The sequence below is a fragment of the Bradyrhizobium liaoningense genome, from assembly GCF_018130785.1.
Taxonomy (GTDB): domain Bacteria; phylum Pseudomonadota; class Alphaproteobacteria; order Rhizobiales; family Xanthobacteraceae; genus Bradyrhizobium; species Bradyrhizobium liaoningense_A.
This window is the reverse complement of record NZ_JAFCJT010000008.1, coordinates 37,248-62,523: the sequence shown is the minus strand read 5'-3', so window position 1 is coordinate 62,523 and position 25,276 is coordinate 37,248. Positions and strand designations below refer to the sequence as shown.

Annotated in this window: 19 protein-coding genes and 1 pseudogene; 7 read left to right on the top strand and 13 right to left on the bottom strand. The window is 64.0% G+C overall.

Going from position 1 to position 25,276, the window contains the following annotated elements; all coding sequences use genetic code 11:
• Positions 1–215: 215 nt before the first annotated feature.
• Entirely contained in the window at positions 216–2,027 is a 1,812-nt protein-coding gene (gene lepA, locus JQ627_RS18865) for a translation elongation factor 4 (protein ID WP_212485653.1), read from the bottom strand.
• 114 nt (positions 2,028–2,141) lie between these two features.
• On the opposite strand from lepA, the gene JQ627_RS18860 reads away from it, so the two are divergent.
• Positions 2,142–3,767 (top strand): glycosyltransferase family 39 protein, encoded by a 1,626-nt coding sequence (locus tag JQ627_RS18860; RefSeq protein ID WP_212485652.1) that lies wholly within the window; start codon positions 2,142–2,144, stop codon positions 3,765–3,767.
• A gap of 17 nt (positions 3,768–3,784) precedes the next feature.
• On the opposite strand, the gene JQ627_RS18855 is transcribed toward JQ627_RS18860, so the two are convergent.
• From JQ627_RS18855 to JQ627_RS18835, 5 genes are all read right to left on the bottom strand, one after another.
• A complete protein-coding gene (locus JQ627_RS18855; protein ID WP_212485651.1) occupies positions 3,785–4,102 on the bottom strand; it encodes an HPr family phosphocarrier protein in 318 nt (105 codons plus the stop codon).
• Entirely contained in the window at positions 4,099–4,500 is a 402-nt protein-coding gene (locus JQ627_RS18850; protein ID WP_007597752.1) for a PTS sugar transporter subunit IIA, read from the bottom strand. The genes JQ627_RS18855 and JQ627_RS18850 overlap by 4 nt, the downstream gene beginning before the upstream one ends.
• Before the next feature lie 133 nt (positions 4,501–4,633).
• A complete protein-coding gene (locus JQ627_RS18845) occupies positions 4,634–5,158 on the bottom strand; it encodes an HPr kinase/phosphorylase (RefSeq protein ID WP_212485650.1) in 525 nt (174 codons plus the stop codon).
• Positions 5,155–6,957: a sensor histidine kinase gene (locus JQ627_RS18840; RefSeq protein ID WP_212485649.1), complete on the bottom strand. Its 1,803-nt coding sequence runs from the start codon at positions 6,955–6,957 to the stop codon at positions 5,155–5,157. Before JQ627_RS18840 ends, JQ627_RS18845 begins: the two co-directional genes overlap by 4 nt.
• 117 nt (positions 6,958–7,074) lie before the next feature.
• The gene (locus JQ627_RS18835; protein ID WP_008542552.1) at positions 7,075–7,776 is read right to left on the bottom strand and encodes a response regulator transcription factor; all 702 of its coding nucleotides are present in this window, start codon (positions 7,774–7,776) and stop codon (positions 7,075–7,077) included.
• Positions 7,777–8,017: 241 nt separating this feature from the next.
• Between JQ627_RS18835 and JQ627_RS18830 the strand changes: the two genes are divergently transcribed.
• The 3 genes and pseudogenes from JQ627_RS18830 (at position 8,018) to JQ627_RS18820 (ending at position 13,321) form a co-directional block, all read left to right on the top strand.
• Entirely contained in the window at positions 8,018–8,752 is a 735-nt protein-coding gene (locus tag JQ627_RS18830; RefSeq protein ID WP_212485648.1) for a HugZ family protein, read from the top strand.
• Positions 8,753–8,830: 78 nt separating this feature from the next.
• Positions 8,831–11,422: pseudogene (locus JQ627_RS18825) on the top strand (CHAT domain-containing tetratricopeptide repeat protein).
• Positions 11,423–11,704: 282 nt separating this feature from the next.
• Positions 11,705–13,321, top strand: a complete 1,617-nt coding sequence (locus JQ627_RS18820) for a phosphoenolpyruvate carboxykinase (RefSeq protein WP_212485647.1) — start codon at positions 11,705–11,707, stop codon at positions 13,319–13,321.
• Positions 13,322–13,491: 170 nt separating this feature from the next.
• Here JQ627_RS18820 and JQ627_RS18815 read toward each other — a convergent pair whose 3' ends face one another.
• Entirely contained in the window at positions 13,492–14,307 is an 816-nt protein-coding gene (locus JQ627_RS18815) for an acyl-CoA thioesterase II (protein WP_212485646.1), read from the bottom strand.
• A gap of 81 nt (positions 14,308–14,388) precedes the next feature.
• Positions 14,389–16,920 carry a glycogen/starch/alpha-glucan phosphorylase gene (locus JQ627_RS18810; RefSeq protein WP_212485645.1) on the bottom strand — a complete coding sequence of 844 codons (2,532 nt, stop codon included), beginning with the start codon at positions 16,918–16,920 and terminating at the stop codon, positions 14,389–14,391.
• Positions 16,921–17,126: 206 nt separating this feature from the next.
• On the opposite strand from JQ627_RS18810, the gene JQ627_RS18805 reads away from it, so the two are divergent.
• A complete protein-coding gene (locus tag JQ627_RS18805) occupies positions 17,127–17,360 on the top strand; it encodes a hypothetical protein (protein WP_212485644.1) in 234 nt (77 codons plus the stop codon).
• Between the two features lie 42 nt (positions 17,361–17,402).
• Here the strand turns inward: JQ627_RS18805 and JQ627_RS18800 are convergent, their stop codons facing one another.
• The 3 genes from JQ627_RS18800 to JQ627_RS18790 all read right to left on the bottom strand — a co-directional run bounded on the left by JQ627_RS18800 (position 17,403) and on the right by JQ627_RS18790 (position 20,067).
• On the bottom strand, positions 17,403–17,969 hold the full coding sequence (locus JQ627_RS18800; protein ID WP_212485643.1) for a PAN domain-containing protein: 567 nt from the start codon (positions 17,967–17,969) through the stop codon (positions 17,403–17,405).
• 134 nt (positions 17,970–18,103) lie between these two features.
• Positions 18,104–19,474, bottom strand: coding sequence for a glutamate--cysteine ligase (locus JQ627_RS18795; RefSeq protein WP_212485642.1), 1,371 nt, complete (start codon positions 19,472–19,474; stop codon positions 18,104–18,106).
• 101 nt (positions 19,475–19,575) lie between these two features.
• Complete coding sequence (locus JQ627_RS18790) at positions 19,576–20,067, bottom strand: MarR family winged helix-turn-helix transcriptional regulator (protein WP_212485641.1); 492 nt, start codon at positions 20,065–20,067, stop codon at positions 19,576–19,578.
• Between the two features lie 126 nt (positions 20,068–20,193).
• On the opposite strand from JQ627_RS18790, the gene gstA reads away from it, so the two are divergent.
• Together gstA and JQ627_RS18780 are read left to right on the top strand one after the other, a co-directional pair.
• A complete protein-coding gene (gene gstA / locus JQ627_RS18785; RefSeq protein WP_212485640.1) occupies positions 20,194–20,808 on the top strand; it encodes a glutathione transferase GstA in 615 nt (204 codons plus the stop codon).
• Positions 20,809–21,034: 226 nt separating this feature from the next.
• Positions 21,035–21,343 carry a hypothetical protein gene (locus JQ627_RS18780; RefSeq protein ID WP_212485639.1) on the top strand — a complete coding sequence of 103 codons (309 nt, stop codon included), beginning with the start codon at positions 21,035–21,037 and terminating at the stop codon, positions 21,341–21,343.
• 452 nt (positions 21,344–21,795) lie between these two features.
• Here the strand turns inward: JQ627_RS18780 and JQ627_RS18775 are convergent, their stop codons facing one another.
• On the bottom strand, positions 21,796–24,012 hold the full coding sequence (locus tag JQ627_RS18775; protein ID WP_212485638.1) for an FAD-dependent oxidoreductase: 2,217 nt from the start codon (positions 24,010–24,012) through the stop codon (positions 21,796–21,798).
• 18 nt (positions 24,013–24,030) lie between these two features.
• Positions 24,031–25,239, bottom strand: coding sequence for an acetyl-CoA C-acetyltransferase (locus JQ627_RS18770; RefSeq protein ID WP_212485637.1), 1,209 nt, complete (start codon positions 25,237–25,239; stop codon positions 24,031–24,033).
• Positions 25,240–25,276 lie beyond the last annotated feature (37 nt).

Below are 25,276 nucleotides of genomic sequence, written 5' to 3'. Positions count from 1 at the left end.
GAGGCTATCGATCAACCGCGGTCGAGATGGCGCGTGCTGATGCCTGTCTGCCTTACACCCGCTGCCATAATGACATTCTGCCAGTGTTTTGCCCGACGCGTCAAATCGAATTCTGTAAATCGGAAAACGTAATGCCGCCAAGGGGTGGCTACTGTGCATGGGGTTGTTTTCGCGTTTTTGTTTGAGGCGGGGCTCGTGCGGCCGGCGACGGTGCCTCAGCTATCCACCTTCAGCGCGGCAATGAAGGCTTCCTGCGGGATGTCGACCTTGCCGAACTGCCGCATCTTCTTCTTGCCTTCCTTCTGCTTCTCCAGAAGCTTGCGTTTACGCGTGATGTCGCCGCCGTAGCACTTCGCGGTGACGTCCTTGCGCAGCGCGCGGACGGTTTCGCGGGCGATCACCTTGCCGCCGATCGCCGCCTGGATCGGGATCTGGAACATGTGCGGCGGGATCAGCTCCTTCATCTTCTCGACCATGGCACGGCCGCGCCCTTCCGCGCGGGTGCGGTGGACCAGCATGGAGAGCGCATCGACCGGCTCGGCATTGACCAGGATCTGCATCTTGACGAGGTCGGCCGGCTTGTAGTCGGTGAGATGATAGTCGAACGAGGCGTAGCCCTTGGAGACCGACTTCAGGCGGTCGTAGAAGTCGAACACGACCTCGTTGAGCGGCAGGTCGTATTTCACCATGGCGCGGGAGCCGACATAGGTCAGCTCCTTCTGCGAGCCGCGGCGGTCCTGGCACAGCTTCAGCACGCTGCCGAGATATTCGTCGGGCGTCATGATCGTCGCCTCGATCCAGGGCTCCTCGATCTCGGCGATCTTGACGACGTCGGGCATGTCGACGGGATTGTGGATCTCGATCTCGGAGCCATCGTTGAGCTTCATCTTGTAGATGACGCTCGGCGCGGTCGCGATCAGGTTGAGATCGAACTCGCGCGACAGCCGCTCCTGGATGATCTCCAGATGCAGCAGGCCGAGGAAGCCGCAGCGGAAGCCGAAACCGAGCGCAGCGGACGTTTCCATCTCGAAGGAGAAGCTGGCATCGTTGAGGCGCAGCTTGCCCATCGCACCGCGCAGCGTCTCGAAGTCGTCGGCGTCGACCGGGAACAGGCCGCAGAACACGACCGGGATCGCCGGCTTGAAGCCCGGCAGCATGTCGGTGACCGGCTTCCGGTCGTCGGTGATGGTGTCGCCGACGCGGGTGTCCGCGACTTCCTTGATCGCGGCGGTGATGAAGCCGATCTCGCCGGGACCGAGCTCGTCGACCTGCTGCATCTTCGGCGTGAAGAAGCCGACCCGCTCGACGTCGTAGGCCGCGCCGGTGCCCATCATGCGGACGCGGCTGCCCTTCTTCATGACGCCGTCGACGACGCGGATCAGGACGACGACGCCGAGATAGACGTCGTACCAGCTGTCGACCAGCAGCGCCTTCAGCGTCGCATCGCGGTCGCCTTTCGGCGGCGGCAGGCGGGTGACGATGGCTTCCAGCACGTCGGGGACGCCGAGGCCGGTCTTGGCCGAGATCATCACCGCGTCGGAGGCATCGATGCCGATGACGTCCTCGATCTGCTGCTTGATCTTCTCGGGCTCGGCCGCGGGAAGGTCGACCTTGTTCAGGACCGGGACGATCTCGTGATTGTTGTCGAGCGCCTGGTAGACGTTGGCGAGCGTCTGCGCTTCGACGCCCTGGCTGGCGTCGACCACCAGCAGGGAACCCTCGCAGGCCGCCAGCGACCGCGAGACTTCGTAGGCGAAGTCGACATGGCCGGGCGTGTCCATCAGGTTGAAGATGTAATCCTTGCCGTCCTTGGCGCGGTACTGGAGGCGCACCGTCTGCGCCTTGATGGTGATGCCGCGCTCGCGCTCGATGTCCATGGAATCGAGCACCTGCTCCTTGCCCGCCATTTCGCGGTCGGAGAGGCCGCCGGTCATCTGGATCAGACGGTCGGCCAGCGTCGATTTGCCATGGTCGATATGGGCGACGATGGAGAAATTGCGGATGTTGGAAATGGGGGCGGTCGTCATGGGCGCGGGATACCACTCACATCCCCGTGCGGCAACCATATTGCTGTATTTTCAGGGCCATTCTTCACGCCAAGCTGATTCCACGCGGGGCCAAAACGCGCTACGCAACGCCCCATGTCCACGACCTCGATCCCCTCCGCCCGAACACGCGTAAAAGCCCGGGTGAGCACCAATCGCTTCCGGGCCTGGCTGGTTGCCAGCGCGACCCGGCCGGAGGCGCGCCTCTGGCTGGTGATCCAGCTCGCGATCCTGCATGCGGTGCTCTGGACCTTCATCCTGATCAATCTCAAGGCGGCGCAGGACGTTCACATGGACGTCGCAGAAGCCTATGGCTGGGGCCAGAAATTCCTGTGGGGCTACGGCAAGCACCCGCCGCTGTCGGGCTGGGTCGCCGGCCTCTGGTTCATGGTGTTCCCGGCCGCGGACTGGGCGACCTATGCGCTCGCGATGGCGACCGTCGGCGTCGGTATGGTGATCTGCTGGCTGCTGAGCTTGCGCGTCGTGGACGCAAGGCGCGCGTTTCTGGTCGTGGTGATGATCGCGCTCTACCCGATCTTCAATTTCAAGGGTTTCAAATACAACCCGGACCTGCTCCAGCTCGTCACGCTGCCGCTGCTCGTGCTCGCCTATCTCAACGCCTTCGAGAAGCGGACGTGGCGATCCGGCATCTGGCTCGGCCTCGCCGGTGCGCTGGCGCTGATGACCAAATACTGGGTGCTCACCATGATCGGCGCCATCGGCCTTGCCGCGCTGATCCATCCGGATCGGCTGCGATTCCTGCTGTCGCCGGCGCCGTGGGTGGCGATCGTGACGATGGTCGTGGCGATGATCCCGCACATCGTCTGGCTGGCGGATGTGCATTTCGTGCCGCTGACCTATGCCGGCGACACCTACAGCCTCCATGATGACGGTCTCCTGCATCAACTCGTGACCGGCTACGTGCTGCATAATTTCGCGCTGCTGGCGTTGCCGGTGGCGCTGGCCGGGCTCGCAATGGCGCTGGTGCCGCATTGGTTCACGCTGTTGCTGCGGGCACCGTTACGCATCATCACGCGCGCCTGGGCGCGCGGTCCCAATTCCGGCGTCAATGTCTCGCAGGCGCTGAATGTCTGGATCATCCAGATCATCGTCGCGGTCGGCCCGCCGCTCGGCGCGCTGGCCTTCAGCATCTACATGAAGACCGATTGGGGCATCTCGCTGTTCTTCCTGGTGCCCTTGGCGCTGGTCGCGATCCCGGCGTTGCGGGTGCAGAGTGCGGCCCTGTTCAACATCGCCGCGATCTGGCTCGTGCTCAGTGTGGCCACGCTCGCCGCCTCGCCCTGGATCGCCGCGCGCGAGATGACGGCCAACGCCGGCAACACTGCGACGTATGGCGCGCGTTCGGAATTGGCGCGCGAGTTGACGCAGGCCTGGCACACGCGGTTCGGCTCGCGCTGGGCGGTCGTCGCCGGCACCATGGAACAGATCCAGCCGCTGGTGTTCTACAGCCCGGATCACCCTTCCGCGTTGCTGCCGCTCGAAGCCTGGGACTCCGGGCTGACCTCGCGCGATGACGTCAAGAGATACGGCTTCATCGGCGTATTCGATCCGACCGACGGCCGCCTGCCGGCGTTCGAGAAATGGGTGTCGGAGACTGCCCCGAATGCCGAGCGCATCGTGATGACGACGCGCCGCTTCATTCACGGCAAGGCGGGACCAGCGACGAGCTGGAACATCTACATCGCGCCGCCGGCGAAGTGACCGAGCGCCGCAAAGCGCTAAATCCCCTCCTCGTTGAACTTGCTTTCAACGAGTTCCGTGATCGCCGCAAGCGCGGCTTCCGCTTCAGCGCCCGCCGCGGCGACGGTGATCGTCGTGCCTGGTCCTGCCGCGAGCATCATCAGGCCCATGATCGAGGTGCCGCCGACGGTCTCGCCGCCGCGCGTCACCCACACCTGCGCGTTGAAGCGTTCCACCGCCTGGACGAATTTCGCCGAGGCGCGGGCATGCAGGCCGCGCTTGTTGACGATCAGAAGCTCTTTGGAGATCGCGCCCGCGGGCACGCCAGTCCCCGCTTGCGGCGCGTCGTCGCTCATTTGCCGGCGAGCACGCGGCTGGCGATGGTGACGTATTTGCGGCCCGCTTCCTGGGCCATCGCGATCGCGTCGGGCAGCGGACGCTCCTCGCGCACCTTGGCAAGCTTCACCAGCATGGGAAGGTTGATGCCCGCAAGCACTTCGACCTTGGGCCGGCTCATGCAGGAAATCGCAAGGTTGGACGGCGTGCCGCCGAACATGTCGGTGAGGATCGCAACGCCGTCGCCGGAATCGACGCGGTTGACCGCCTCGATGATATCGCTTCGGCAGAGATCGGAATCATCTTCGGCACCGATCGTGATCGCTTCGATTTGCTTTTGTGGGCCCATGACATGTTCAAGCGCCGCCTTGAATTCGTCGGCAAGGCGCCCGTGGGTCACAAGTACTAGACCAATCATCGGAAAACTCCTCGCGGGCGCTTTTGGTGCACCGCACGAACGCGCCACTTTGACCATCCAGAGCCCCCGCGCAAGAGGGGATGTTGCGTATCTCCCTGAATCTAGACGGATGGATGAGGGGAGCTGCGCCGGTCTATTCGGTCGCGATAGTGGGGTTCATATGGTTACCATTTCCCTTCAAACAATCGCCTGAAGGGTTAACGGAAGATGAACTCTTGGTAGTGGTCAAGGCCGCGACAACCAAAGGGAGGGGCGAATAGTCGCGGGGGACAGCGATTCGCGGTATTTCCACACCGGAAATGCTTGTTTTCAGCGATTTCGCGGCAGGCAGGCGTTCCGCGTCGGCGGCGTCCAGATCGACCACGAGGCCGACGGTCGCATGCTCCACGAAGTCGCAGCGGCGGATTCCCAGTCCCCGAATCTCGATCAGGCCGGCCAGTATCCTACTGGGGCGGACTTCAATTTCATGGCCGACTGTCGCCAGATGGACACGGTCATCGCCGACCAGAACGGTCCTTTCGACCACGCCGGCGCGTCCCGCCATGATCAAATCGAAGGCAAGGCGCGACTTGCCGGAGCCCGAGGGCCCGCGGATCAGCACCGCCAGATTCCCGACCTTGACTGCGGAGGCGTGAACGCTGGGGCCAGCGTCGCTCATAGCGCCGGCAGCCTCACCACGAAACGCGCACCCGCTGCCGTCGGCGCGCCGTCCTCGTCCGCCGGGCCCGGACGGTTCTCGGCCCAGATGCGTCCGCCATGGGCATCGACGATCTGCTTGGAGATCGACAGGCCGAGGCCGGAGTTCTGGCCAAAGCCCTGGTGCGGACGGTCGGTGTAGAAGCGCTCGAAGATGCGCTCCAGCGCGTCGTCGCGGATGCCGGGGCCATCGTCGTCGACCACGATCTCGATCTCGGAGCGGACGCGGCGGCAGGTGAGGCGTACCTTGCTGCCGGCTTCCGAGAAGGATTGCGCATTGGAGAGCAGGTTGGAGACCACCTGCCCGAGCCGTGAATCGTGGCCTGTCACGGAGAACGTGTCGGTCGCGCTGCGGCCCTCGAAGCGCGTTTCGACCGCGACGTCATGGCCTAGCTTGGTTTCATTGGCGACGGATACGAGCGTCGTCAGCAGGCGGCGCAGGTCGACCGGGACCGCATCCTGGCGCTGCAATTCGGCGTCGAGGCGGCTGGCGTCGGAGATGTCGGAGATGAGGCGGTCGAGCCGCTTGACGTCATGCTCGATCACCTCGAGCAGGCGCGCGCGGCTGTTTTCGTTGCGCGCCAGCGGCAGCGTCTCGACCGCGGAGCGCAGCGAGGTCAGCGGGTTCTTCAATTCATGCGCGACATCGGCGGCGAACATCTCGATCGCCTCGATGCGGCTGTAGAGCGCGCTGGTCATGTCGCGCAGCGCGCCGGAAAGGTGACCGATTTCGTCGCGGCGCCGGGTGAAGTCGGGAATCTCGATGCGGGCCTTGATGCGGCGGCGGACGCGCTCGGCGCTGTCGGCGAGCCGGCGCACCGGACCTGCGATCGTGCTGGCGAGCAGCAGCGACAGCATGATCATGACCGCGGCAGCGACGCCGCCGACCTTCAGGATCGCCAGGCGCTCGGCGGTGACCATCTGGTCGATGTCGTCGCCCTGTGTCGATAGCATCAGGGCGCCGTGGATGGCGCGCGAGCGCAGCACGGGGACTGCGACCGAGACGATCACCTCGCCGCGCGAATTGACCCGCACCATCGAACGCTTCTGGCCCTGGAGCGCGTCGCTCACTTCCGCATAGCCGTTGCCGTTCTCGCGCCCGAGTTCGCGATACAGCGGCAAGTCACCGCGGTTGATCCAGAGACGCACCGAGGTCAGGCCGCGCTCGATCACGCCAGGCTTCTGCGATGGCGGCGGCAACGGGAAGATCAGCACGTTCTCGAGGTCGCGGCTGTCGAGCAGCACCGTTCCGTTGGGATCGAATATCCGTGCGCGGGTCTTGGTCGGCGAGATCAGCGTGCGCAGCACGGGCGCCACGCGCTCAGGGCTGATCGGGAAATTCAGTGCCGAATAATCGTCGGATTCGCCATAGCTGTCGCCCAGCTTCAGATCGAGCAGCCGGTCAGGATCTACCGTGATCGCGTTGGTCTGCACGGTCGCCGACGCTCCGATTGCACCGGCGATGATCTCGGCCTGCACCAGCAGGCTCTGCGCACGCGCGTCGATCAGGCCGGCGCGGAATTGCGACAGATAGAGAATGCTCGCGACCAGCGCGACGAGGCCGGCGAGGTTGAGCGAGACGATGCGGCGGGTCAGGCTCGAGAAGGAGAGCGCGAAGAAATACTGACCGGCGCGCGTCAGCCAGGAGAACGGCCGCCAGCCTTGCGTGGCCGGCTTGCCGTCGGCGACGTGCTCCGAAACGCCGTCGGATGCGACATCCCCGGCGTTCTGGTTCTCGTCAGGCTGCGTTCGGTCAAGCAATGCTTACGCCCGCGTTAGGACATCTCGTGCGAAGGGTCCTCGCATCCTAGAGCCATCCCGGTCCCGATGGAATCAGAACCGGCGATGCTCTCAGTCTTTCGTGAAGGCGCGTGAGCCTCAGGCTTCCTTGAAGCGGTAGCCGACGCCGTAGAGCGTCTCGATCATCTCGAACTCGTTGTCGACCACCTTGAACTTCTTGCGCAGCCGCTTGATGTGGCTGTCGATGGTGCGGTCGTCGACATAGACCTGGTCGTCATAGGCGGCGTCCATCAGCGCGTTGCGGCTCTTCACCACGCCGGGCCGCGTCGCGAGCGCCTGGAGGATCAGGAATTCGGTGACGGTCAGCGTCACCGGCTCGTTCTTCCAGGTGCACGTATGCCGTTCGGGATCCATGCGCAGCAGGCCGCGGTCGAGCGCCTTGGCGTCGTTCTCCTTCGGCGCGACGGTCGGGTCCTTCGGCGCCGAGCGGCGCAGCACGGCCTTGACGCGCTCCACCAGCAGGCGCTGCGAGAACGGTTTGCGGATGAAGTCGTCGGCGCCCATCTTGAGGCCGAACAGCTCGTCGATCTCTTCGTCCTTGGAGGTCAGGAAGATCACCGGCAGGTCGGATTTCTGCCGCAGCCGGCGCAACGTCTCCATGCCGTCCATGCGCGGCATCTTGATGTCGAGGATGGCAAGATCGGGTTGGGTCGTGCGGAAACCGTCGAGCGCGGAGGCGCCGTCGGTGTAGGTCATGATGCGGTAGCCTTCGGCTTCCAGCGCGATCGAGACGGATGTGAGAATGTTGCGGTCGTCGTCGACCAAAGCGATTGTGGGCATGAGCCTCTGCTTTCTGCTTTCCGTTTGGGTCGTGGCTTAAAACGGCGAGCAATCCACTGATGCGCCGCATACATGGGTGCCGAAGTCGGCAGTCGAACCTTGTCACCGAGCAATGCAAGCTGGGCTGAAGTGTGACCAAGTTCCACGAAACGCGGCAGATTCGCCGCGTTTCGACCCATAACCTGACCCCCGTTTACCCGAAAAAAGACCTCCCTTGCAACCACCTGACCCGAGAAAGCCCATGCAACCGACCCCCGATTTCGACCCCGGAAAGCTTGCCAAATCGCTGCTGCGACGGTCGCGGCAGGGTGCGCTGGCGACACTGATGGTGGGCTCCGGCGATCCCTATTGTTCCCTGGTCAACCTGGCGAGCCACCCCGACGGCTCGCCGATCCTGCTGATCTCGGGCTTGGCCGTGCACACCAGGAACATCCTGGCAGATAACCGGGTCTCCCTGATGCTGGACGAACGCGCGGCCGGCGATCCGCTGGAGGGCGCCCGGATCATGCTGTCCGGCCGGGCGGAACAGGCCGATGCGGGCAAGGATCTGCTCCAGCGACGGTATCTCAATGCCCATCCATCGGCCGAAGCCTTTGTTTCGTTTAAGGATTTCTCTTTCTTCAGAATTCAGCCCACGGGAGCCCATCTGGTCGCCGGCTTCGGCCGGATCGTCGATCTCAAGCCCGAACAGTTCCTTACGGATCTCACCGGCGCCGAGGATCTGCTGGCGGCGGAGGAGGGGGCGGTCGCCCATATGAATGCCGACCACCGCGACGCCATGGGCCTCTACGCAACAAAGCTTCTCGGGGCAGCGGAAGGCGACTGGCGCTGCACCGGCTGCGACCCCGAAGGCCTCGACATGCAGGATGGCCATACGGCGCTGCGGCTGGACTTCCCGGAGCGGGTGACTGACGGCACGTCGCTGCGCAAGATGCTGGTCCGCCTTGCTGGCGAAGCGCGCGCGAAGGTGGACTAGCGCGCAACAATTTGAACGCTGCATCCCATCGCTGCGACCCAAGACCGTAATGGTTCGAAGTCGGCAGCGAGAGGGTTCATGACACGCCGTCGTTTGACGCTGGTTGCGGGTTTGGCGCTCGCAATCACCGCATCGCTTGCCACGCCCAGCATTGCCCAGAAAGGTCTCGCCGCGGAGAGCGCGCGAATCAACGCACTCAGAAGCGCCGGAAAATATTCGGAAGCGCTGCCGCTGGCGCAGGCCATGGTGGCGTCTCTCGAGAAGACCACCAACAATCGTGATCTCGCGGGCGCGCTCAACAACCTTGCGCAGATCTACGCCGACCAGGGCCACGACGACCAGGCCGAGCCGCTCTACAAGCGCGCCATTGCATTGATGGAGAAGGGGACCGGCCTCGACAGCGTCGAGATCGCACCGGTGCTGAACAACCTCGCCGCGCTCTATCAGAGGCAGAGTCGCTTTGCAGAGGCCGAGCCGCTGTTCAAGCGTGCGCTCGCCGTTCGCGAGAAGGCGCTGTCGCGCGAGCATCCCGACGTCGGTCAGTCCCTCAACAATCTCGCCACCTACTATGTGAAGCAGCAGCGTCAGGCCGAAGCCGAGCCGTAGTTACAGCGTGCGCTCGCGATCTACCAGAAGGCCGCGGGGCCCGAACATCCGGCGGTCGCCACGATCCTGAACAACATCGGCCAGCTCGATCGCGACCTCAACCGCGATGCGGTTGCCGAGGCGCCGATCAGGCGCTCGCTCGCGATCCGCGAAAAGGTGCTGGGACCGGATCATCCCGACGTCGCGCGCTCGCTGAACAATCTCGCCGGTCTCTACGAGCATCAGCAGCGCTATGCCGACGCGGAGCCGCTCTATCGCCGTGCGCTGTCGATCCGCGAACGTGCGCTCGGTCCCGATCATCCGGACGTTGCGATCTCGACCAGCAATCTCGCATATTTCCTCTACATATCCGGGCGCAGCGCCGACGCGCTGCCGCTCGCGGAAAGGACGCTTGCGGACAATCGCGCGCAGCTGCGCGTCGTGCTGCCGGTTCTGTTCGCCGCGCGACAGCAGCATCTGCTGGCTGACGACAAGGCGCTGGACGAGGCGCTCGCCGCGATCCAGCGCGGCACGCAATCCTCCGCCGCATCCGCCGTGAACAAGCTGGCCGTGCGCCTTGCTGCCGGCAGCGACCGGCTCGCCGAGCTCGTGCGCCGGGACCAGGATCTTGCGGCCGAGTCAGAGGCGCTCGACAAGGCGATCATCACCGCGGTGTCGAAGCAATCGGCCCAGCGCGACGTCGCGGCGGAGCAGCGCAGCCGCGTGCGGATCGCGGCGATAGCGAACGAGCGCACGGGCTTGCAGAAGACGCTCGCGGTCGAGTTTCCCGAGTACGCGTCGCTCTCCAATCCCCTGCCGTTGGCGGTAAGGGACATCCAGCCATTGCTGTTGCCCGACGAGGCGATGGTGCTCTACTCCGTCGTCGACAAGCAGAGCTATGTCGTCGCGATCACGCGCGAAGGTGTCGACTGGAGGGAGATTCCGCTGGGCGCGGACGCGCTGACGCGGAAGGTGACTGCCTTCCGCAAGGGGCTCGATGTCGGCAAGGCGCGCGATGCCTCCGGCAAATCGGGATTGTTCGATCTCGCGCTCGCCAACGAGCTTTATGTCGCGCTGCTCGGCCCGGTCGAAGCGCTGACGAAGGACAAGCGCAACCTGCTGGTGGTGCCGTCGGCGGCGCTGACGGCGCTGCCGTTTCATCTGCTTGTCACGGAGACGCCGCAAGCTGCGATCCCGGACACACTCGAAGGCTATCGCAGTGCCGCCTGGCTGTTGCGGCGTCAGGCGGTGTCGGTGCTGCCTTCTGTGGTAAGCCTGAAATCGCTACGTGGCTTCGCGCGTCGGGAGCAAGGCGTGAAGCCGATGACCGGCTTTGGCGATCCCGTGTTCAATCCTGTGCTGGAAGGGCCGGCCGATCGTCGCGCTGCAAGCGGCAAGGTCGCGGCACGCAACATTGCAACAATTGCCTATAGCGATTTTTGGCGCGGTGCCGGCGTCGATCGCGCGCGGCTTGCGCAGGCGCTGCCGCAACTGCCGGACACCGCGGACGAGTTGAACGCCGTGGCAAAGGATGTCGGCGCGGCCGAGGCCGACATCCATCTCGGGCGCGATGCCAGCGAAACGACGCTGAAGCGTGCAGCGCTTGCTCAATACAGCGTCATCTACTTTGCCACCCACGGTCTCGTTGCCGGCGATATCAAGGGATTGGGCGAGCCCTCGCTCGCGCTCTCCATTCCCGATCGGCCGACGGAGCTGGATGACGGCCTGCTCACGGCGAGTGAAGTCGCTCAGCTCAAGCTCAACGCGGATTGGGTCGTGCTGTCGGCTTGCAACACCATCGCCGGCGACAAGCCCGGCGCCGAGGCCCTGTCGGGGCTGGCGCGCTCGTTCTTCTACGCGGGTGCGCGTGCGTTGCTGGTCTCGCATTGGGCAGTGGATTCGGAAGCTGCCACCCGCTTGACCACGTCGACTTTCGAGCTGCTCAAGAACGAACCAAAAATCGGCCGTGCCGAAGCCCTGCGCCGCGCGATGTTAACGTACGTTGATGACACCTCGTCGCCGCGCAACGCCTATCCCGCGATGTGGGGGCCGTTCGCGCTCATCGGCGAAGGCGAGGTACGATAGGACGGTCCGGGATTGTGCGTCGCAATAACCAGAGGAAACGCCGAATTGCGCATTTGGTTGCGCGACCATTCGTGTTTTTTTGAAGTGTCCGCTCAGAGCTGACATGCGCGGCGTTTGGCGCGGTCCTTGAATAAACCAAATCCTGCGGGATCGGCTTGGCAACGCCAGCGTTCACCATTATTACGTCGTTCAACCGAGGCCGGACGGCCTGTAATTCACGGTGACCGCGATGGCGCCAAAGCTGGGTCGCGCTGAGTGTCGCGGGTTCTAGGAGGATTTTTCGTGCAAGAGACGGGCGTGCGCAACGGTGCCTTCGGCGCCGACAAATTCGGCTTAAGGAATCTCAAACAGGTTCACTGGAACCTCGGCGCGCCGCAACTCTATCAACACTCGCTTTCCGCGGGCGAGGCGGTGCTGTCCGCCGACGGTTCGCTTTGCGCCGACACCGGTGAGTTCACCGGCCGCAGCCCGAAGGACAAGTTCACGGTGCGTGACGCCACCACCGACAAGAAGATGTGGTGGGCGGGCAACCAGTCGATCACCGCCGAACAGTTCGAGACGCTCTACCAGGACTTCCTCAAGCACGCTGAAGGCAAGAGCCTGTTCGCGCAGGACCTCTATGGTGGCGCCGATCCGGCCTACCGGATCAAGACCCGCGTCTTCACCGAGCTCGCCTGGCACTCGCTGTTCATCCGTACGCTGCTGATCCGCCCCGAGGCGGTCGAGCTGCCGAGCTTCACGCCCGAGCTCACCATCATCGACATGCCGAGCTTCCGCGCCGATCCCAAACGCCACGGCTGCAAGTCGGAGAATGTCGTCGCGATCGATTTCGCCCGCAAGATCGTCCTGATCGGCGGGTCTTATTATGCCGGCGAGATGAAGAAGTCGGTCTTCACCACGCTGAACTACTATCTGCCCGAGCGCGGCGTGATGCCGATGCACTGCTCGGCCAATGTCGGCGCCAATGGCGACACCGCGATCTTCTTCGGCCTGTCCGGCACCGGCAAGACCACGCTGTCGGCCGATCCGAACCGCACGCTGATCGGTGACGACGAGCATGGCTGGGGCCCGAACGGCGTCTTCAACTTCGAGGGCGGCTGCTACGCCAAGTGCATCAAGCTGTCACAGGAAGCCGAGCCGGAGATTTTCGCGGCGTCGACGCGCTTCGGCGCGGTGCTCGAGAACTGCGTGCTCGACGAGGACACCCGCGTCGTCGATTTCGACGACGGCTCCAAGACCGAGAACACGCGCTCCGCGTACCCGCTCGACTTCATCCCGAACGCATCGCGCACCGGCCGCGCGCCGCAGCCGAAGAACGTGGTGATGCTCGCCGCCGATGCCTTCGGCGTGCTGCCGCCGATCGCAAAGCTCTCGCCGGCGCAGGCGATGTATCACTTCCTCTCCGGCTACACCGCCAAGGTCGCCGGCACCGAGCGCGGTCTCGGCAACGAGCCGCAGCCGGAATTCTCGACCTGCTTCGGTTCGCCCTTCCTGCCGCTCGACCCCAGCGTCTATGGCAACATGCTGCGCGACCTCATCGCCCAGCACAATGTCGACTGCTGGCTGGTCAATACCGGCTGGACCGGCGGCAAGTACGGCACGGGCTCGCGCATGCCGATCAAGGTGACGCGCGCGCTGCTCACCGCCGCGCTCGACGGCTCGCTTCGCAACGTCGAATTCCGCACCGACAAATATTTCGGCTTCGCCGTCCCGACCGCACTGCCGGGCGTGCCGGCCGAGATCCTGAACCCGGTCAACACCTGGAAGGACAAGGACGAGTTCGACAAGACCGCCCGCGCGCTGGTCGGCATGTTCCAGAAGAACTTTGCCAAGTTCGAAGCCCAGGTCGACGCCGAAGTCCGCGCGGCGGCTCCCGACGTGAAGCTGGCCGCGGAGTAGGTTCGCATCGCTTGAAATGCAAAAGGGCGGCCGCGAGGCCGCCCTTTTTGTTTGTTTGCGCGAACTCTCTCCACTCGTGATTGCGAGCGTAGCGAAGCAATCCAGGATCCATCCGCGGAGATAGTCTGGATTGCTTCGCTACGCTCGCAATGACAAGTCTGCGGAAGCACCTACGCCTTGAAGTACGCGATCTGCGTCGTGGTCGCGAGCAGCCGTCCGTTCGGCGACCACAGCTCCGCGTTCTGGTCGGCGTAGCTCTTGTGCATGATCTTCGAATCGGCGGTCGCGAGCACGCGCGTGATTTCTTCGGCCGCGAGCTCTTCGCTGTCGGTGTGGAAATACGTCGTCAGCGACACCGTGCCGAACGGCACCAGCTCGCGGCGCGCGTGGAAGATGCGGCCGAAGAAGGCGTCCGACATCGACATCAGCGACAGCATGTCGAGCTTGCGCGGCGTGCGGTCGCTGATCCAGATTTTCGAATAGGTGCCGGCGAGCTCCGCCTGCGGCGGACCGATCCGCATCTCGCCCTCGACGAAGCGAAATTCATACTGGTTGGCCCAGGACGCTGCGATCTTCGGGAACGGCAGCGTCTGCTCGAACGGCTTTGCGTCGGGGTAGGTCGCCACCCTGTGCTCCCAGGAGGGCCGGCGCTCGGCGAACACGGCGGTGGCAAGCGTTGCGACCTCTCCGCCACCCTGCGACAGTTCGACGCTCCAGTGCTGGCTGGAGCGATTGGCCTTCACCAGCCGCACGTCCAGGTCAAACGGCCCCTTCGCGATCGGCGCGCAATAATTGACGGTGAGCGCCAGCGGATCGCCGGCGCGCTCCGGATGGTCGATCAGCGCGCGCAGGATGGTCGCGGCGGTGGCGCCGCCGAACGGGCCTACAAAGGCCCAGTAGTCGTCGCTGGTGTGCCCCTGCCAGCTGCTGTCACCGGCGCTGATGTGCGTGGCGTCGTCGAAGGGGTGTGGGAGCTTGGCGTGCATTGCTGTTTCCGGCTTTCAATGACGGACGTCATATCACGTCCGCCGCCGGCTTGCGCAATTACCTGAGGCGTAACGCCGATTTCATGTTGCGGAAAATCGGCCCGCGACGTCGCGCAGATCCGGCAGCAGCGGCGTGGTCGGATTGACCGGCACGTTCCAGATTTCCTCGGCGTATTCGCGGATGGTGCGGTCCGAGGAGAACCAGGCCATGCGCGCGACATTGAGGATGGAGGCGCGCGTCCAGGCCGGCGCCACCTGCCAGCGCGCGTCGACACTGCGCTGCGCTTCGTAATAGGAATCGAAATCGGCGCTGACCATGTAATGGTCGAGATAGCGCAGTGCGTGCGCGATGGATTCGAAGCGGCCGGGATCGCCGGGCGAGAATTCCCCAGTGCCGATCGCATTGATGGCGCGCTGGAGCTTGGGCGAACTGCGGATCACGTCGGAGGCATCCAGCCCCTGCTTGCGGCGGATCATCACGTCGCCGGCCTCCATGCCGAAGATCGCGATGTTCTCCGCGCCGACATGGTCGCGGATCTCGATGTTGGCGCCATCGAGCGTGCCGATGGTGAGAGCGCCGTTCAGTGACAGCTTCATGTTGCCGGTCCCGGAGGCCTCCATGCCGGCAGTCGAGATCTGCTCGGACAGATCGGCCGCGGGAATGATCACCTCCGCAAGGCTGACATTGTAGTCGGGCAGGAAGACGACCTTCAGCTTGCCGCCGATCGCGGGATCGTTGTTGACGACCTCCGCGACGTCGTTGATCAGCTTGATGATCAATTTTGCGTAGCGGTAGCTCGCCGCCGCCTTGCCGGCGAAGATCTTCACCCGCGGCACCCAGTTGCCGTTGGGATCGTCCTTCATCGCCTGGTACAGCGCCACCGTCTCGATCACGTTGAGGAGCTGGCGCTTGTATTCGTGAATGCGCTTGATCTGCACGTCGAACAGCGCGGTCGGATCGACCTTGATGCCGAGCCGCTCGCCGATCAGGCGCGCAAGTGCGGTCTTGTTGTGAAGCTTGACGCTGCGGAACTTCTTCTGGAATTCGACGTCGCTGGCGCGGGCTTCGATCAGGCTGAGCTGGGTCGGATCGTCGAGCACGGCATCGCCGCATGTCTCGCGCAACAAATCGGTCAGCTTCGGATTCGCCAGCATCAGCCAGCGGCGGAAGGTGATGCCGTTGGTCTTGTTGGTGATGCGGCCGGGATAGAGATGGTTGAGATCGTGGAACACGGTCTCGCGCATCAGGTCCGAATGCATCGCCGAGACGCCGTTGATGCGGTGCGAGCCGACGAAGGCGAGCTGGCCCATGCGTACGCGGCGTCCGCTCTTCTCGTCGATCAGCGAGACCGAGGCACGGAAATCGATGTCGCCGGGGGCGCGCGCTTCGGCGAGCGCGAGATGCTGGACGTTGATGCGGTAGATGATCTCGAGATGCCGCGGCAGCAGCCGCTCGAACAACTCGACCGGCCAGGTCTCCAGCGCTTCCGGCAGCAGCGTGTGGTTCGTATAGGAGAGGGTGGCGACCGTGATCTTCCAGGCCTCGTCCCAGCGGAAATTGTGCAGGTCGACGAGGATGCGCATCAGCTCGGTGACCGCGAGGCTCGGATGGGTGTCGTTGAGCTGCACCGCGACCTTGGACGACAGGCTGCGGAGCTGGCCGTCGGACGACAGATGTCGCTTGACGAGATCCTGGAGCGAGGCCGAGACGAAGAAATATTCCTGGCGCAGGCGCAGCTCGCGACCGGCCGGGCTCTCGTCGTTCGGATAGAGGAATTTGCAGATGGCTTCCGCGCGCGACTGCTCGGCGCTGGCGCTGACATAGTCGCCCTTGTTGAAGGCGTCGAGCTTCAATGGATCGGGCGAGCGCGCCGACCACAGGCGAAGCGCGTTGACGTGCTGGCCGCGCCAGCCGACGATCGGCGTGTCATAGGCGATCGCCTGCACGGTCTCGGCCGGATGCCAGATTGCGCGGTCGCGGCCCTTGTCGTCGACATGCTCGACGCCGCCGCCGAAAAAGATGTCATAGATCACCTCGGGCCGCTGCAATTCCCAGGGATTGCCGAAGCTCAGCCATTCGTCCGGATATTCCTGCTGCCAGCCCTGATTGATGATCTGGCGGAACAGGCCGTAATCGTAGCGGATGCCGTAGCCGATGGCGGGGATCGACAGCGTCGCCATGCTCTCCATGAAACAGGCGGCGAGGCGGCCGAGGCCGCCATTGCCGAGCGCGGCATCCGGCTCGCATTTGCGGAGCTCAGGCAGCGATACGCCGAGATCGCCGAGCGCGACCTCGAAGATCTTGAGCAGGCCCATGTTGTTCAGCGCGTCGGTGAAGAGACGGCCGATCAGGAATTCGAGCGAGAGATAATAGACGCGCTTGCGGCCTGCATCGTAGCTGTGCTTCTCGGCCGTGAGCCAGCGATGCACGATGCGGTCGCGCAGCGCCAGCGCCGCGGCCTGATACCAGTCGTGCCTGGTGGCCATGCCCGCGTCCTTGCCGATGGCAAGGCGCAGCTTCGCCAGGATCGCGCCCTTGATCTCAGTCAGCGCGAGTTCGTCGATCGGCTGGCCGGGGGCGGGAAAATTTGGCTGGAACGATTGATCTTGCAAGGCCGTCACTTCCTGGTCGCGAGAACACCACTAAACCCTACGCGTCTTGCATCCGGACCGAAACCATCGCTGATGCGGCCGTGCACTGCGCTGGCGTAAAATTATGCAAGGAACGGGCCGGTTTGGGAACCCGGACGCATACGGAGAAACGTGGATTCGGTGCTAGATTGGGGATGAAATCAGCCATCAGTGTGGAGGAAATTCCCATGAGACTGCTGATCGAAATCGCCACTGCCGCCCTGATCGTCGTCTGCATCTCCGCCTCCAGCGCCGCCTTTGCCGCCGGCAAGATGGGCCGCAGCGCCGACGGCCTGAGCTGCAGCTTCGACGTTCCGCAAAGTGCGTCTCCTGCGTTGCGCTGCGCTGCCATCAAGCGCCAATGCGGCGGCAAGTTCTACGCGAATGCGTGCGGGGACAGGCTGGTATCGGCGGCGAATTGAGGAGCGGGTCGCTGGATTCGCTGCGCGTGAAGGCGCTACGCGCTATCTCACCACGCCCGACGTGAAGCCCGCCTTGCGGCGCGGCGGCTTGATTTCCTTTTTCAGAAAGCAGCGCGCTTCACGCCCGGTGTAGCCAGGACGGGCATAGGTGAAGGCGCGGCACTTGTTGTCGGCGGTGCAGGCGGCCTTGCAAGCCTCTTCGCCTTCGCCGTCCTTGAGCTCGAAATTGCGCAAGTCGCCGCCGGGGCGATCGATCGACGTTTCCACGCCCTCGATACGCGGCTCGATCACGCCGGCGCCACGCACGCCGGAAATGCAGCAGCTGCCAGGGACACGCGGCGGCACCGTATTCTTGAGCCAGCACACCGCCGAGCCGCCCTCGACGTCGGGATAGTTGAAGCTCCAGGAACGGCAGCGGCGGTCACGCTCGCAGAGCAGCGCACAATCCTCGGGGTCGCCTGACGTCACCGGCGAGTTGAAATAGTCGCCGCCGGGCCGGTCGAACGCCGTCTGGGCGCGCGCAGGCACGCTCGCAAGCACGAGCGAAAGCAACGTGGCGCAGGCCACGACGCTTGTCATGACGGCCCCACGCAGGCGGCCCTTCCCCATCGGAACAGCTTTCGAGTTATTGACGGCACTCAGGTTTTTTCAGCCGGTCATTTGATCGCCGCAAACCTGTATGGGCGATGAACGGCTGAAGTCCCGGTCGTTGGCCTATTTGTCTAGGGCTTGGCCTGAAGGCTCTAGAACGCGTATTCCGCGTAGGCCGGTTCCACGGAGCCGTTCCAGGCGCCGTTGAACTTCTCCAGCATCTCCTCGGCCGGCGTCCTGCCGGAATCGATGATTCGATCGAGCGGCTCCAGATGCCGGGTTTCGTCGCGGCCGAGCTGGTCGATCCGGCCGCGCCGGCGCAGGCCGGCATGGGCCAGAACGAGGCATTCCTTGGCGATCTCGAACAGATAGCGGTCCTTGATCCGCGCCTTGAAGCCGAACCGCGGCACGTCGTCGCGCAGGGCCTGGCGCTCATGCGCGGTCCAGTGCTTCACCAGGTCCCAGGCGGCATCGAGCGACACATCGTCGTAGAGCAGTCCGGCCCAGAACGCGGATAGCGCAGGCAGACGGCCCCACGGACCACCATCGGAGCCGCGCATCTCGAGATAGCGCTTGAGGCGCACTTCCGGGAAGATCGTCGAAAGATGATTGGCCCAGTCCGACAGCGTCGGACGTTCGCCGGGCAGATTGTTGTTGCGGCCGTCGAAGAAGGCGCGGAACGAGGAGCCCGAGACGTCGATGTAATCGTCGCCGCGCTTGACGAAATACATGGGCACGTCGAGCGCGTAGTCGACATAGCGCTCGAAGCCCATGCCGTCCTCGAACGCCCACGGCATCATGCCCGCGCGCGCATTGTCGGTGTCGCGCCAGATCTCGGAGCGGAAGGAGAGGAAGCCGTTCGGCTTGCCCTCGGTGAACGGCGAATTGGCAAACAGCGCAGTCGCAACCGGCTGGAGCGCGAGCGAGACGCGCAGCTTCTTGACCATGTCGGCTTCCGAGGAGAAGTCGAGATTGGTCTGCACCGTGCAGGTCCGGTACATCATGTCGAGGCCGTATTGGCCGACCTTCGGCATGTAGTTGGTCATGATCTTGTAGCGGCCCTTGGGCATCACCGGGATGTCGGCGCGCGACCAGGACGGCGTCATGCCGAGCCCGAGGAAGCCGATGCCGAGCGGGGTTGCGATCTCGCGCACCTGCGCCAGGTGCGCCATCAGCTCGCTCTGGGTCTGGTGCACGTTCTCGACCGGCGCGCCGGAGAGCTCGAACTGTCCACCGGGCTCGAGCGAGATCGCGCCGCCGCCGGTGACATCATAGAGGCCGATGATGTTGCCCCTCTCCATGATCGGCTCCCAGCCGAGCAGGAGCTTCATGCCTTCGAGCAGCGCGCCGATGCCGCGCGCGCCCTCGTAAGGCACCGGACGGTGGCCCTCGAGCGTGAACGGCGTCTTCTCGTGCTCGGTGCCCATGCGGAATTCGGACGGGTCCTTGCAGCCGGCCTCGAACCACGCGACGAGCTCGTCGCGCGATTGCAGCGGCGTCATATCGATCTGGTCTCGCGCCATATCAAACTCTAATCAAAAGGGCGCTTCGATCGAAGGCGCGCGGGTGGCAGGGATGGTCCGCGAACCCCTGGGGTGCACGGACGAGCTGGTTTGCCGCGCGATCATCGCGACGGCGTGGTTTCGTTGACGTGGACGGGCAGTTTCATCTCGCCGCACGAGCAGCCGAGACGATCGAGCAGACCGCTGAGCTTGACGGCATCCGCATCGGACAGTTTCGAGCCGACATACTTTTCGATCGCGGCGGAATAGGCGCCCCACATCCGCTTCTGCAATTCGCGGCCGGCTTCCGTGATCTCCACGAACTGGCCGCGCTTGTCGATCTTGCATTCGCGCCGACAGGCGAGCCCCTCATCGACGAGACGGTCGATCAGACGCGACGTTGAGTATTGCGGGATCAGCATCTGCCGCTCGAGTTCCACCGGCCTCAGCTCACCCGAGGGCGCTCGCGACAATTCGAGCAGCGCGTCATACCATGCGAGCGGCGGGAACCCCGCCTTCTTCAGGTCCTGCTCGACGCAATCGAGCACGCGGCTCTGCACCCGCATCAGGCGGATCCAGGCGGAAGTTGCCTCGGTCGATGGTTTGCGTTTCATGGTCCCGCTCAAGCTCGTCGTCCGTCTCTTACCGCACTCGATGCACCTGCATCAATCTTGACTATTGGATGCAGGCGCATGTAGTCGTTCTTTCGCCCTAACCAAGCGTCAAGAGGAGGAAATTCCATGAAACTCTATTACTCGCCCGGCGCCTGCTCCCTGTCCCCCCACATCGCGCTCCTGGAAGCCGGCCTGCCCTATGAGCTGGTCAAGGTCGATATCCGGGCCAAGAAGCTCGAAAATGGTGAGGATTATCTGAAGCTGAATCCCAAGGGCCAGGTCCCTGCGCTGGCCCTCGACAGCGGTGAGATCGTGACCGAAGGTCCGGTCATTGTCCAGATGATCGCCGACCAGGCTTCCGCCAAGGCGCTGGCGCCCGCCCACGGCAGCTCGGAGCGCTACAAGCTGCTCGAATGGCTGAACTTCCTCACCTCGGAGGTGCACAAGAGCTTCGGCCCGCTGTTCGCACCGGCGCTGAACGACGAGGCCAAGGCCTTCTTCAAGGATCGCGTCATGGGCAAGCTGAAATACATCGACAGCCAGCTCGCCGGCCGCGACTACCTTATGGGCAAGCAGTTCACGGTGGCCGACGGCTATCTCTTCACGATGCTGACCTGGGGCGACCGGATGAAGTTCGACCTCTCGGCGATGCCGAACCTGACCGCTTACAAGAGCCGCGTCGCGGCGCGGCCGCAGGTGCAGGAAGCGTTGAATAAGGAAGGCTTGGCGCAGGCGAAGTAAGCACTCGCAGGACGCAACGAGCGAAAGGCCGGATCGACGATCCGGCCTTCTTTATTCTGCCCGGGCAGGGTGGGCGCGAACCCATTTCGCCGGATCATCGTACCTAAATTAGACTTATGAACTACTGTTCGCCAAATGTAAGTAGTGCTGTCTTGTCAGTACCCGTAAAGCGCGCGAGCTTGGCGGAATTGTAGAGGATTATTTGTACTTTTCATCGGAGTCGAACTTGACGATTGCCTTCGTCCTGATCGTCGCAAGTGCGTTGGTGGGAATAGCGACAGGTTACCGTTTCAGGATCTGGGCGCTGGTATTGATCGCGCCGGCAATCGCAGTGTTCTCGGCGATAATTCTTCGCGCTTACGAATTCGGCATGATGGCGGGTGTGACCGTCATCGCCATCTGTCTTGCCGTCTGCCAGCTCGCCTACCTCGCGGCGGCCTATCTGCTGCATGCGCGTGAGATCTCATCCCATGACGAAGTCGACGGCGAGCCAGGCGAGGGAAGCCAGCAGAAAATCCGCCGCCAGCACAAGTAACGCCAAAGCGGCCCAAAACACCGGCCCCTTTCGGCGCCGGCGCGCCGGCTTCTGTTGCGGTGAGAGGCGACCAGTTGCGGGGCCAACAGCATATCTCGCGGTGAGATCGCGACCGAGCGCGGTCCTCCGCAGCACCAAAGAGTTCATCAGGGATACTTTCTTATTTCGTCTTCAATTTGCCGATGGCTCGGCAAGTGTCCCGATCGGGTTCGTGCCCCTGACCCCGAGCAAGACTAGTGCCAGGGCCGAGCAAAAGAACGGCGCCGCTTTGGCGCGCCTATGACAATTGCGCGACAGCACGGCAGCGGGGACTCTGACACGGTTCCTACCCGGGTTTTGTGATCGGTTCCACAACCCGGGAACATTCTGACGCAACCGTGATGACGTTGCCTGGAAAATAAAAAAGGCCGGATCGATGATCCGGCCTTTTGTTCTCAAGCGGCTTTAGATGATCAGGCAGCAGCCGCCTTCTTCGGCGCGAAGCGGCCGTAGAAGGTTTCTCCCTTCGCTGCCATCTCCTCGAGAAGCTTCGGCGGGGTGAAGCGCGAGCCGTACTTCGCCTCCAGCTTGTGGCAGAGCTCGACGAACTTCTTCGCGCCCATGAAGTCGATGTAGGACAGCGTGCCGCCGGTGAACGGCGCAAAGCCGAAGCCGAGGATCGAGCCGACATCCGCTTCGCGCGGATCGGTGATGACGTGATCCTCCACCGTGCGCGCGGCCTCCACCGCCTGCACCACAAGGAAACGCTGCTTCAGTTCCTCGATGTCGAGCGTGTCAGGATCGAGCTGCTTCGGCTGGAGCGCGGAGAGACCCGGCCACAGGCTCTTCTGGCCCTTGCCCTTCTCCGGGTAGTCGTAGAAGCCCTTGCTGTTCTTGCGGCCGAGACGGCCCTGGTTCTCGACCATCTCCACCATCAGCTTCTTCTGATCGGGGTTGATGGCGTTGGGGCCGAGATCGGCTTCCGTGGCCTTCATGATCTTGAGGCCGAGGTCGAGCGCGACTTCGTCGGAGAGCGAGAGCGGGCCGACCGGCATGCCGGCCATCTTGGCGCAGTTCTCGATCATCGCCGGCGGGATGCCTTCGAGGAACATCTCGTTGCCTTCGGCGACGTAACGGCCGACGCAGCGATTGGCGAAGAAGCCGCGGCTGTCGTTGACCACGATCGGCGTCTTGCCGATCTGCCGGACGTAATCGAGCGCGGTCGCAAGCGCGAGGTCGCCGGTGTTCTTGCCCTTGATGATCTCGACCAGCATCATCTTCTCGACCGGCGAGAAGAAGTGGATGCCGACGAACTTGCCTTGCTCCTTGAAGCTCTCGGCCAGCGAAGTGATCGGCAGCGTCGAGGTGTTCGACGCGAAGATCACGTCCGGCTTCATATGCTCCTGCGCCCTGGCGAAGGTATCAGCCTTGACCTTGCGATCCTCGAATACGGCCTCGATGACAAGGTCGACGTCCTTGAGTGCAGCATAATCGGCAGTCGGCGTAATGCGCGCGAGCAACGCATCGGCGTCACCGGGCTTGGCCCGGCCCTTCTTGATCTGCTCCTCGATCACCTTCTGCGCATGCGCCTTGCCCTTGTCGGCGCTCTCCTGGTCGCGATCGATCAGGACGACGTCGAGGCCGGCACGCGCGGATACGTAGCCGACGCTCGCACCCATGAAGCCGGCGCCGATCACGGCGATCTTCTTCACCTTGGTCGGAGCTACGTCCTTCGGACGGCGCGCACCCTTGTTCAGCTCCTGCATCGACAGGAACAGGCTGCGGATCATCGCGGCTGCTTCCTTCGAACGTAGCACCGAGGTGAAGTAGCGCGATTCGACGCGCAGCGCGGCGTCGATCGGCAACTGCAGGCCTTCATAGACGCAGCTCATGATCGCGCGCGCAGCCGGATAGTTGTCGTAGGTCTCGCGGCGATAGATCGCATTGCCGGCCGGGAACATCATCATGCCGGCCTTGGAGAACACCGGACCGCCGGGCAGCTTGAAACCCTTCTCGTCCCAGGGCGCGACGGCCTTGCCGCCACCCTTGATCCAGTCCTTCGCCGCCTTGACGAGATCGGCCGCGGGAACGATGGCGTGAATGAGGTTCAGCGCCTTGGCTTTCTCGACCGTGACCGGATCGCCCTTGAGCAAGATGGTCATCGCGTCCTGCGGTGGCACCAGGCGCGGCACGCGCTGCGTGCCGCCGGCGCCGGGGAACAGGCCGACCTTGACCTCGGGCAGGCCGAGGCGGGTCTTGGGATTCTCGGCTGCAACACGATAGTGGCAGCACAGCGTGATCTCGAAACCGCCGCCGAGCGCGAGGCCGTTGATCGCGGCCGCCCACGGCTTGCCTGATGTTTCGATCGAGCGCAGCACCAGCGAGAAGCGCCGGCTCTGCTCGAACAACATCTGGTTCGCCGCGGTCTCGTCCTGCTCCTGCAAGACCTTGGCGTAGGCCTGGTTCATGCCTTCGAGCATGGACAGGTCGGCGCCGGCGCAGAACGCTTCCTTGGCGGAGGTGATGACGACGCCCTTCACCGCGGCGTCGGCCGTGGTTTCCTTGACGATCGCATCGAGCTCGCTGGTCGAGGTTTCGTCGAGCACGTTCATCGAACGGCCCGGGATGTCCCAGGTGACGAGCGCGATGCCGTCGGAATCGGTCTCAACCTTGAAATTCTTGTAAGCCATGTTGGTTGCTCCCTATCCTTACACGCGCTCGATGATGGTCGCGGTGCCCATGCCGCCGCCGATGCACAGCGTCACAAGGGCGGTCGACTTGTTGGTGCGCTCGAGCTCGTCGAGCACGGTGCCGAGGATCATCGCGCCGGTCGCGCCAAGCGGATGGCCGAGCGCGATCGCGCCGCCATTGACGTTGATCTTGGCGTTGTCGATGTCGAAGGCCTGGATGTAGCGCAGCACCACCGAGGCAAACGCCTCGTTGAGCTCGAACAGGTCGATGTCCGACTTCTTCATGCCCGAGCGCGCGAACAGTTTTTCGGTGACGTCGACCGGACCGGTCAGCATCATCGCGGGCTCGGAGCCGACATTCGCGAACGCGCGGATCTTGGCGCGCGGCTTCAGGCCGTATTTCGCACCCGCCTCCCTGCTGCCGAGCAGCACGGCGCCGGCGCCGTCGACGATGCCCGACGAATTGCCGGCGTGGTGCACGTAGTTCACGCGCTCGATTTCCGGGTGCGACTGCACGGCGACGCCGTCGAAGCCGCCCATCTGCGCAATCATCGTGAACGACGGCTGGAGCTGTGCCAGCGACTGCATCGTCGTCGAGGGACGCATGTGCTCGTCCTTGGCGAGGATGGTGAGGCCGTTGATGTCCTTCACGGGCACGACGGACTTGTTGAAGCGGCCCTCGTCCCAGGCCTTGCCGGCGCGCTGCTGGCTCTGCACGGCATAGGCGTCGACGTCGTCGCGCGAGAAGCCGTACTTCGTGGCGATCAGGTCGGCCGAGACGCCCTGCGGCATGAAGTAGGCCGGCACCGCCATCGACGGGTCCATCGGCCAGGCGCCGCCGGAGGCGCCGATGCCGACGCGGCTCATGGATTCGGCGCCGCCACCGATCACCAGCTCATGCTGGCCGCTCATCACCTGGGCTGCCGCAAAGTTCACGGCGTCGAGGCCGGAGGCACAGAAGCGGCTGATCTGCACGCCGGGCACGGCTTCGCCGAGACCTGCCTTGAGCGCGGCGAAGCGCGCGATGTCGCTGCCGGCTTCGCCGACGGGGTCGACCACGCCGAGCACGACGTCGTCGACGGAATCTTCCGGCAGGTTGTTGCGGTCCTTCAGCGCCTTCAGCGGCACGGTGGCGAGCGCGAGCGCCGTCACCTCGTGCAGCGCGCCGTCCGCCTTGCCGCGGCCGCGCGGGGTTCGGACGTGGTCGTAGATATAGGCATCTGCCATGGGAGCCTCCTGATTGCAGTTATTGGTTACGACCGCC

Bases quoted from the DNA above. Each gene is read 5' to 3' on its own strand.
- lepA (WP_212485653.1), bottom strand. From the start codon at position 2,027: ATGACGACCGCCCCCATTTCCAACATCCGCAATTTCTCCATCGTCGCC.
- JQ627_RS18860 (WP_212485652.1), top strand. From the start codon at position 2,142: ATGTCCACGACCTCGATCCCCTCCGCCCGAACACGCGTAAAAGCCCGG.
- JQ627_RS18855 (WP_212485651.1), bottom strand. From the start codon at position 4,102: ATGAGCGACGACGCGCCGCAAGCGGGGACTGGCGTGCCCGCGGGCGCG.
- JQ627_RS18850 (WP_007597752.1), bottom strand. From the start codon at position 4,500: ATGATTGGTCTAGTACTTGTGACCCACGGGCGCCTTGCCGACGAATTC.
- JQ627_RS18845 (WP_212485650.1), bottom strand. From the start codon at position 5,158: ATGAGCGACGCTGGCCCCAGCGTTCACGCCTCCGCAGTCAAGGTCGGG.
- JQ627_RS18835 (WP_008542552.1), bottom strand. From the start codon at position 7,776: ATGCCCACAATCGCTTTGGTCGACGACGACCGCAACATTCTCACATCC.
- JQ627_RS18830 (WP_212485648.1), top strand. From the start codon at position 8,018: ATGCAACCGACCCCCGATTTCGACCCCGGAAAGCTTGCCAAATCGCTG.
- JQ627_RS18815 (WP_212485646.1), bottom strand. From the start codon at position 14,307: ATGCACGCCAAGCTCCCACACCCCTTCGACGACGCCACGCACATCAGC.
- JQ627_RS18805 (WP_212485644.1), top strand. From the start codon at position 17,127: ATGAGACTGCTGATCGAAATCGCCACTGCCGCCCTGATCGTCGTCTGC.
- JQ627_RS18800 (WP_212485643.1), bottom strand. From the start codon at position 17,969: ATGGGGAAGGGCCGCCTGCGTGGGGCCGTCATGACAAGCGTCGTGGCC.
- JQ627_RS18795 (WP_212485642.1), bottom strand. From the start codon at position 19,474: ATGGCGCGAGACCAGATCGATATGACGCCGCTGCAATCGCGCGACGAG.
- JQ627_RS18790 (WP_212485641.1), bottom strand. From the start codon at position 20,067: ATGAAACGCAAACCATCGACCGAGGCAACTTCCGCCTGGATCCGCCTG.
- gstA (WP_212485640.1), top strand. From the start codon at position 20,194: ATGAAACTCTATTACTCGCCCGGCGCCTGCTCCCTGTCCCCCCACATC.
- JQ627_RS18775 (WP_212485638.1), bottom strand. From the start codon at position 24,012: ATGGCTTACAAGAATTTCAAGGTTGAGACCGATTCCGACGGCATCGCG.
- JQ627_RS18770 (WP_212485637.1), bottom strand. From the start codon at position 25,239: ATGGCAGATGCCTATATCTACGACCACGTCCGAACCCCGCGCGGCCGC.